General features: G+C 60.4%; 8 protein-coding genes. 3 read left to right on the top strand and 5 right to left on the bottom strand.

All coding sequences use genetic code 11. The features are described from left to right. Positions 1-171 precede the first annotated feature (171 nt). Positions 172-975 (bottom strand): SirB1 family protein, encoded by an 804-nt coding sequence (locus tag ACI77I_RS23415; protein ID WP_263274558.1) that lies wholly within the window; start codon positions 973-975, stop codon positions 172-174. Between the two features lie 187 nt (positions 976-1,162). On the opposite strand from ACI77I_RS23415, the gene ACI77I_RS23410 reads away from it, so the two are divergent. Continuing rightward, complete coding sequence (locus ACI77I_RS23410; protein WP_094951396.1) at positions 1,163-2,182, top strand: Glu/Leu/Phe/Val dehydrogenase dimerization domain-containing protein; 1,020 nt, start codon at positions 1,163-1,165, stop codon at positions 2,180-2,182. Between the two features lie 55 nt (positions 2,183-2,237). Here the strand turns inward: ACI77I_RS23410 and ACI77I_RS23405 are convergent, their stop codons facing one another. Then, positions 2,238-2,498 carry a YebG family protein gene (locus ACI77I_RS23405; RefSeq protein ID WP_003188807.1) on the bottom strand — a complete coding sequence of 87 codons (261 nt, stop codon included), beginning with the start codon at positions 2,496-2,498 and terminating at the stop codon, positions 2,238-2,240. A 273-nt stretch (positions 2,499-2,771) separates the two neighbouring features. On the opposite strand from ACI77I_RS23405, the gene ACI77I_RS23400 reads away from it, so the two are divergent. Beyond that, positions 2,772-3,032: a DUF6124 family protein gene (locus tag ACI77I_RS23400; RefSeq protein WP_242154578.1), complete on the top strand. Its 261-nt coding sequence runs from the start codon at positions 2,772-2,774 to the stop codon at positions 3,030-3,032. Positions 3,033-3,316: 284 nt separating this feature from the next. After that, positions 3,317-3,805, top strand: coding sequence for a phosphate-starvation-inducible protein PsiE (locus ACI77I_RS23395; RefSeq protein WP_094951395.1), 489 nt, complete (start codon positions 3,317-3,319; stop codon positions 3,803-3,805). Here the strand turns inward: ACI77I_RS23395 and ACI77I_RS23390 are convergent. The 3 genes from ACI77I_RS23390 to ACI77I_RS23380 all read right to left on the bottom strand — a co-directional run bounded on the left by ACI77I_RS23390 (position 3,802) and on the right by ACI77I_RS23380 (position 7,127). Next, the gene (locus ACI77I_RS23390; protein WP_094951394.1) at positions 3,802-4,116 is read right to left on the bottom strand and encodes a DUF3509 domain-containing protein; all 315 of its coding nucleotides are present in this window, start codon (positions 4,114-4,116) and stop codon (positions 3,802-3,804) included. The two genes, ACI77I_RS23395 and ACI77I_RS23390, sit on opposite strands and share 4 nt — an antisense overlap. 286 nt (positions 4,117-4,402) lie before the next feature. Beyond that, entirely contained in the window at positions 4,403-5,689 is a 1,287-nt protein-coding gene (locus ACI77I_RS23385) for a serine/threonine transporter (protein ID WP_406998524.1), read from the bottom strand. 61 nt (positions 5,690-5,750) lie between these two features. Continuing rightward, positions 5,751-7,127 (bottom strand): L-serine ammonia-lyase, encoded by a 1,377-nt coding sequence (locus ACI77I_RS23380; RefSeq protein ID WP_094951392.1) that lies wholly within the window; start codon positions 7,125-7,127, stop codon positions 5,751-5,753. Between the last annotated feature and the right edge of the window lie 62 nt (positions 7,128-7,189).

The raw sequence follows: 7,189 nt of genomic DNA, 5'->3' as shown, positions 1-7,189 counted from the left end.
ACTTTTGGGGCTCTTTTCCAAAAGTGACCCGCTGTAAGAGCGGAACCAATAGCAGCCGTTACCCAAATAACGGATATGTACCCAGCGCCCCCGCGACAACCAAAGAATTCAACCCATAAAAAGATGTGTAGATACCTATGCTGCAATGGCGGTGCATCAGCCACTGATGTGTTAATGCACCACTGAGTTGGGCGGCAGGTGCCCCAGCCGCTCGGTCAGGCGCAGGCGTTGAATCGGGTCTTCGCTGAGCAACAAGGCGTGTTCCAGGTCAAAGCGCTCGGCGCTTGGGCAATCCAGGCGCTGGTACAGACTGGCCCGCGCCAGGTAGTCGGCGGCGCTGGCATTGCCCAGCTCCAACACACGTTCGGCATCGACCAGAGCGGCCAATGGGTTATCGTTGGAGAGGTGCAACTGGCGCAGGTTGCGTGACAAACGTTGCAGGATCGAGCGTGGTTCGGCGCTGAGCAGATGGTCGGCCTGCAACTTCAGATTCGGTCCGTACTGACGGTGCAGCAACTCGCGGCAGTCATTGGGGTACAAACGCCGCCCACCGCACGGGTCCAGCAGGTGATCGGCACCGGGCACCCGCAGCAGGAAATGCCCCGGGAAGTTCACGCCCGCCATCGGGATATCCAGGCGCCGCGCCATCTCCAGCGCGATCAGCCCCATCGCCAGCGGCTGCCCGCGTTTGCGCTGCAGCACCTTGTCGAGCAGGGCGGCGGCGGGGCGCAGGGGGGTGAAGTCGTCCTGGGCGAACCCCAGGTCATTCAGGCGCCGCAGCAGCGGCTGGCCGAGTTCATCCGCCGGCAACATGGGCATGCCCACGCTGACCTGTTGCTGCAGCACGGCGAGGTCTTGCAGGATCACCTGCGGCTGCACGGCCGGGTCATGCTCGGCAGCAATCCACAGCGCCGCTTCAAACAGCGCAGGGGGTGAACGGTCCAGGCAGGCGAAAAAGGCTGTGCGGGGATTCATTGCATTCTCCGACGGATGCCCCTGTTTTAGCCTTGCGGTGAATTTTCGTCCAGTGACTTAAGCAATATCCGACCTGCTTATGTCGCTGGGGCTGTGAAATCGGGCGGCTTATTCCAGCGCACTTCGGCAGTTTCCTGGCGTAAGCCTATACTTGGGCCTCTACCAGAAGTGATTCGGGAGCCCGACGATGTTTGCTCTCATGCACAGCACCCGCCTTGAATCGCTGCACCTGAGCATCGACCCGGCGACCGGGCTGAAGGCGGTCATCGCCATCCACAACAGCCGCCTGGGACCTGCCTTGGGCGGTTGCCGTTACCTCGCCTACCCCGACGATGAAAGTGCCGTGGCCGATGCCGCGCGCCTGGCCCAAGGCATGAGCTACAAAGCCGCCCTGGCCGGTTTGCCGGTGGGTGGCGGCACGGCAGTGATCATCCGCCCCGTGCATGTGGAGAGCCGTGCGGCACTGTTTGAAGCGTTTGGCCGCTGCATCGAAAAACTCGACGGCCGTTTCATCACCGCCATCGACAGTGGCACCTCGGTCGCCGACATGGACTGCATCGCCCAGCACACCCGCTTCGTCACCAGCACCACCGCCGCCGGCGACCCGGCGCCCCATGCCGCCATGGGCGTGTTCACCGGCATCCGCGCCGCTGCCATGGCGCGCCTGGGCAGTGACAACCTCGAAGGCTTGCGCGTGGCCGTCCAGGGCCTGGGCAATGTCGGTTACGCCCTGGCCGAGCAACTGCACGCCGCTGGCGCCGAACTGCTGGTCAGCGACATTGACCACGGCAAAGTGCAATTGGCCATGGAGCAATTCGGCGCGCACCCCATCGCCAACGACGCCTTGCTCAGCACCCCGTGCGACATCCTCGCGCCTTGCGGCGTCGGCGCCGTGTTCAATCGCCACAGCGTCGGCCAACTGCGCTGCGCCGCCGTGGCCGGTTCCGCCAGCGCGCAACTGACCAACCTGGACATCGCCGACCAGTTGGAGGGGCGCGGCATCCTTTACGCCCCGGACTACGTGATCAACTCCGGCGGCCTGATCTACGTCGCCCTCAAACACAGCGGCGCGGAGTTGGCAGGTATCACCGCCCATCTGTCCAACATCGGCACACGCCTGACGGAAATCTTCGCCCACGCCCAAGCCGAAAAACGCTCCCCCGCACGGGTGGCGGATGAGCTGGCCGAACGCCTGCTCTACCCATAAGCCAGGCATTAAAAAGGCCCTGAATCAATGATTCAGGGCCTGTTCAATTCGGGCTTTATTCCGCTGCCGGGTTCAGCAACTCGGACAGCGCGTCCGGCTGGCTCTTGAACGCCTTGGCAAATACATCGCGGTTCTTCGCCATGTAGATCCCGGCTTCCTCCACCTGTTGCTCGCTCAGGGACGGCACGGCTTTTTGCAACACTTCTGCCAGCAACTCAGCGAGTTCAAGCATCTTGTCATGACGGTCAGCTTCGGCTTTATCCATGAACAAACGCTCCAGATCTCGGCTGCTGCGGTATACCACTTCGACGGCCATTCACCACCTCACATGCCTTCACGATAGTTGTCTTTTGCGACTACTGTATTTATATACAGCTAAAAGGGTAAGCCAAACCACGGGGTTTGGGTAGCAGTTTTTTAATGTAGCTGGGAAATAGGGGTTTGCTAGAACGGAAATTTCTGACAACACGCTGAGGTTGCCGAGTAATCCTACGGTGGCTTACCTTCTCCGGGCCTTGCATCGCGGGGCCGAGCTTGGCGGCTCGAACACGAAAAAGAGAACTTTCTTGATTAATACCGGAGCCGCACCATGGAAAACAATACTCACCGTACCGCCGATGCTTTGAATTCCGAGCCGCCCGTCACGCTATTCAGCGTCACACCTACAGTGGACACAGAAACCCTTCTGGCAAACGCCAGCGAAACCCTAAGCAGCGCCCGTGAAATGGCCAATATGCTGGCATTCGACCTTGAAGGCCCGCAGCGAAGCCTGGTCTTGGCGATTCACCAACTGGTCGAAATGGGCGGCTTATTAGTCGACCGAGCGCTGGAGCAAGTCGCACCCGCCTGAGGCAAAGCGCGTAACTGTGGCGAGCGAGCTTGCTCGCGTTGGGCTGCGAGGCAGCCCCAATTCAGGCGAAGGTATTCTTCCAGTTAAAACCCATTTGCAGGTTTTAGGGGCGCTACGTGCTGGAGCGTCAGCCCGGCCCAACGGGAGCAAGTTGTGTTGTCACCCTGTGCCTCACGTCACGTCGCCATCATCTTATACCTGCCTCTGGCCTTTTTTCTGCATGCAGAACACCCGTTACGTCCAACCCGCATTATCCGGTCGAGCCGACCTAAGGAAGCATCATCGTGAAATTCAACTGGGCCGAAAAGCTGCGTCAAAATGTCCATGGGCTGGCTGAGTCGCTGGGCAATCTGTTTGTCGAGACGTTCCACTACCTGGCGTTGTTCGCCATTGGTGCGGTGACCGCCTGGGCGGCGGTGATGGAATTTTTGGGAATGCTGGAAACCGGGCACATCAAGATCGATGACATCTTGCTGCTGTTCATCTACTTGGAACTGGGCGCAATGGTCGGGATTTATTTCAAGACCAACCACATGCCGGTGCGCTTCCTGATCTACGTGGCGATCACTGCGCTGACGCGGCTGCTGATCTCCAACGTGTCCCACCACAACCCGCCGGACATCGGCATCATCTACCTGTGCGGCGGCATTCTGCTGTTGGCGTTTGCGATTCTGGTCGTGCGCTACGCTTCGTCGGCGTTCCCCTCGGTGAAAGTCGAAGGCCCGCGTCGCAAAGGCGAGGCGAGCCTGGAGACCGAGAAGGGCGAGCTTTAAAGCCCGACGCTGAAGGGCAGGGTGTGGGCGGGCGGTCGCTGCAGGAGCTTGTGGTCGCCGTCCGTCATCACCGCCAGGATTTCCATGGCGCTGTGGCCCTGCTCGATGGCGATGCCGAACTGAATACTTTGCACCAGCCGTTTGAGCCGTTGCGGGTCGTTGCGTTGTTCGGCGCTGATCATGCGTTTGGCAACCACGCCGTCCTCATTCGAGAGGGTGAGCATGATGCTGCCATCCAGCCGTTGGATGCTTAGGTTGACGCGGTATTTAGGCGTGAAGGTGTCGGTGATGATCTGAAAAGGATTGTCCATGGTGCGTTACCGCCTGATAAGAACATGCATTCATTGACGACCGGTGTCTGGAATAGTTCGCATTGCCTGACCACCGGCCACTCCGTCGCTGAGGGTTCACAAAGTCCGTTTGCCTCATAGGCTGTACAGCAAAGGGCGTGCCGTATAGCGACCTATCTGACTGTTTCTAACCCCTGTGGGGGCGGGCTTGCCCGCGATTGCGGTGGATCAGCTTAATAATTTCTGGCTGACAGACCACTATCGCGGGCAAGCCCGCTCCCACATTGGATTGGTGTTGTGGGCTATTTCAGGGCAACACAGAGAAAACGATCGCAGACAGCGCAATTAGCCCGATCACCACCACAAATACATTCGACACCTGGCCCGAGTACTGGCGCAGAGAGGGCACGCGGCGAATCGCATACATCGGCATCAGGAACAACAGGCACGCAATGATCGGCCCGCCCAGGGTTTCGATCATGCCCTGGATGCTTGGGTTGAAAGTGGCCACGGCCCAGCAGGTCAGCACCATGAACAACGCGGTGCAGCGTTCCAGCCCTTTGGACGACATTGAGCGGTTACGCCCACGCAGGGATTTGACGATCAAACCCTGGAAGCCTTCGCTGGCACCGATGTAGTGGCCGAGGAAGGATTTGGTGATTGCCACCAGCGCAATCAACGGCGCGGCGTAGGCGATCACCGGGGTCTGGAAGTGGTTGGCCAGGTACGACAGGATCGAAATGTTCTGCGCCTTGGCAGCCGCCAAGTCAGCTGGCGACAGGGCCAGCACGCAGCTGAAGCAGAAGAACATCACCGTCAGCACCATCATGCCGTGGGCGGTGGCGAGGATGCCGGTGCTTTTGCGCTCGGCCTGGGCGCCGTATACGCGCTTCTGGTCGACGGCGAAGGCGGAGATGATCGGCGAGTGGTTGAACGAAAACACCATCACCGGGATCGCCAGCCACAAGGTCTTGAAGAAAGCCGGCAGCGGCATGCCTTCGCTGGCGGAGGCGAAGAACGCGCCGTTCCAGTTGGGGATCAGGCTCACGGCCAGCAACAGCAGGGCGGCGACGAACGGGTACACCAGCACGCTCATGGCTTTGACGATCACGCCCTGGCCGCAGCGCACAATGGCCATCAGGCCGAGGATCAGCACCAGCGACAGGATCGCCCGTGGCGGCGGGGCCATGTGCAGTTGGTGTTCCATGAAGCTGCTCAAGGTGTTGGTCAGCGCCACGCTGTACACCAGCAGAATCGGGAAGATGGCGAAGAAGTACAGCAGGGTGATCAGCTTGCCGGCGCCGACGCCGAAGTGTTCTTCGACCACGTCGGTGATGTCGCCGGATTTGCCTGACAGCACAAAGCGCGTCAGCCCACGGTGAGCGAAGAAGGTCATCGGGAAGGCCAGCAGTGCCAGCACGATCAGTGGCCAGAAACCGCCGACGCCGGCATTGATCGGCAGGAACAAGGTGCCTGCGCCGATGGCCGTGCCGTAGAGGCCGAGCATCCAGGTGGTGTCGTGTTTGGTCCAGCCTTTGGTCACGGTTGTTGCTATAGCAGGATTTTCGGCAGCAGGTGTACGTACATCGGTCATCGATATTGCCTCGTTATTATTTTTGCGCGGGCTCACGTTGGGGCGGGTAGAGGTGCTCCGATCAGCACTCCACCCAGCTGACCGCCAGGCCGCCCCGTGAAGTTTCTTTGTATTTGTCATGCATATCGGCGCCGGTATCGCGCATGGTGCGGATCACCCGGTCGAGGGAAATGAAGTGTTTGCCGTCACCGCGCAGGGCCATTTGCGTGGCGTTGATCGCCTTGACCGCAGCGATGGCGTTGCGCTCGATGCACGGCACTTGCACCAAGCCGCCGACCGGGTCACAGGTCAGGCCGAGGTTGTGTTCCAGGCCGATTTCGGCGGCGTTTTCCAGTTGTTCCGGGGTGGCGCCGAGGATATCGGCCAGGCCGGCGGCGGCCATGGCGCAGGCTGAACCCACTTCGCCCTGGCAGCCGACTTCGGCGCCGGAGATCGAGGCGTTTTTCTTGCAGAGGATGCCGACAGCGGCGGCTGCCAGGAAGAAATTGACCACGTCGTCGTCAGACGCGTCCGGGTTGAACTTCATGTAGTAATGCAGCACCGCCGGGATGATGCCTGCCGCACCATTGGTGGGTGCGGTGACCATGCGCCCGCCGGCGGCGTTTTCTTCGTTGACGGCGAGGGCGAACAGGTTGACCCATTCCATCGCCGACAAGGTCGAGGTGATTACGTTGGGCTTGCCGATTTCCAACAGGCTGCGGTGCAATTTCGCCGCTCGGCGTGGTACATCCAGGCCTCCGGGCAAGATGCCTTCATCGCGCAGGCCTTGCTCCACGCATTCGCGCATCACCGACCAGATATGCAGCAAACCGCTGCGGATGTCTTCGTCGCTGCGCCACGCGCGTTCGTTGGCCATCATCAGCTCGGAAACCCGCAAGCCGTGCTTGTTGCACAAGGCCAGCAGTTCGACGGCGCTGGAAAAGTCGTAGGGCAATTCAACATCGCTGGTCGGCGCGATACCGGAAGCTGCTTCGGCCGCCTCGATGATGAAACCGCCGCCTACCGAGTAATAGGTTTGTTCGCTCAGCAACCCATTGTCGCCATAGGCGTGCAGGGACATGGCGTTGGGGTGGTAGGGCAGGCTTTCGTCCAGCAGCAGGAGGTCGGTGTGCCAGTTGAAGGCAATTTCCTGTGTGCCCGCGAGCAACAGTTGGCCGGATTCGCGCAATTGCTGGATACGTGCGTTGATCGAGGTGGGGTCGACTTTGTCTGGCCATTCACCCATCAGGCCCATCACGCAGGCGCGGTCGGTGGCATGGCCCACGCCGGTGGCGGACAGCGAGCCGTACAGGCGCACCTCGACACGGCGCGTGTCACTCAGTAAATCTTGGTCGGTGAGTGCCTGGGCAAAGGTCGCCGCCGCCCGCATCGGGCCGACGGTATGGGAGCTGGAAGGGCCGATGCCCACCTTGAATAGATCGAAAACACTGATAGCCATGCTAAAGCCTTACAAGCAATGGAGTAGAAATCGCTGCCATGTTTTGTAGAGCAGGCGGAATT

Origin of the sequence: Pseudomonas sp. D47 (assembly GCF_045447305.1) — a bacterium.
Taxonomy (GTDB): domain Bacteria; phylum Pseudomonadota; class Gammaproteobacteria; order Pseudomonadales; family Pseudomonadaceae; genus Aquipseudomonas.
This window is presented reverse-complemented; position numbering and strand designations above follow the sequence as displayed.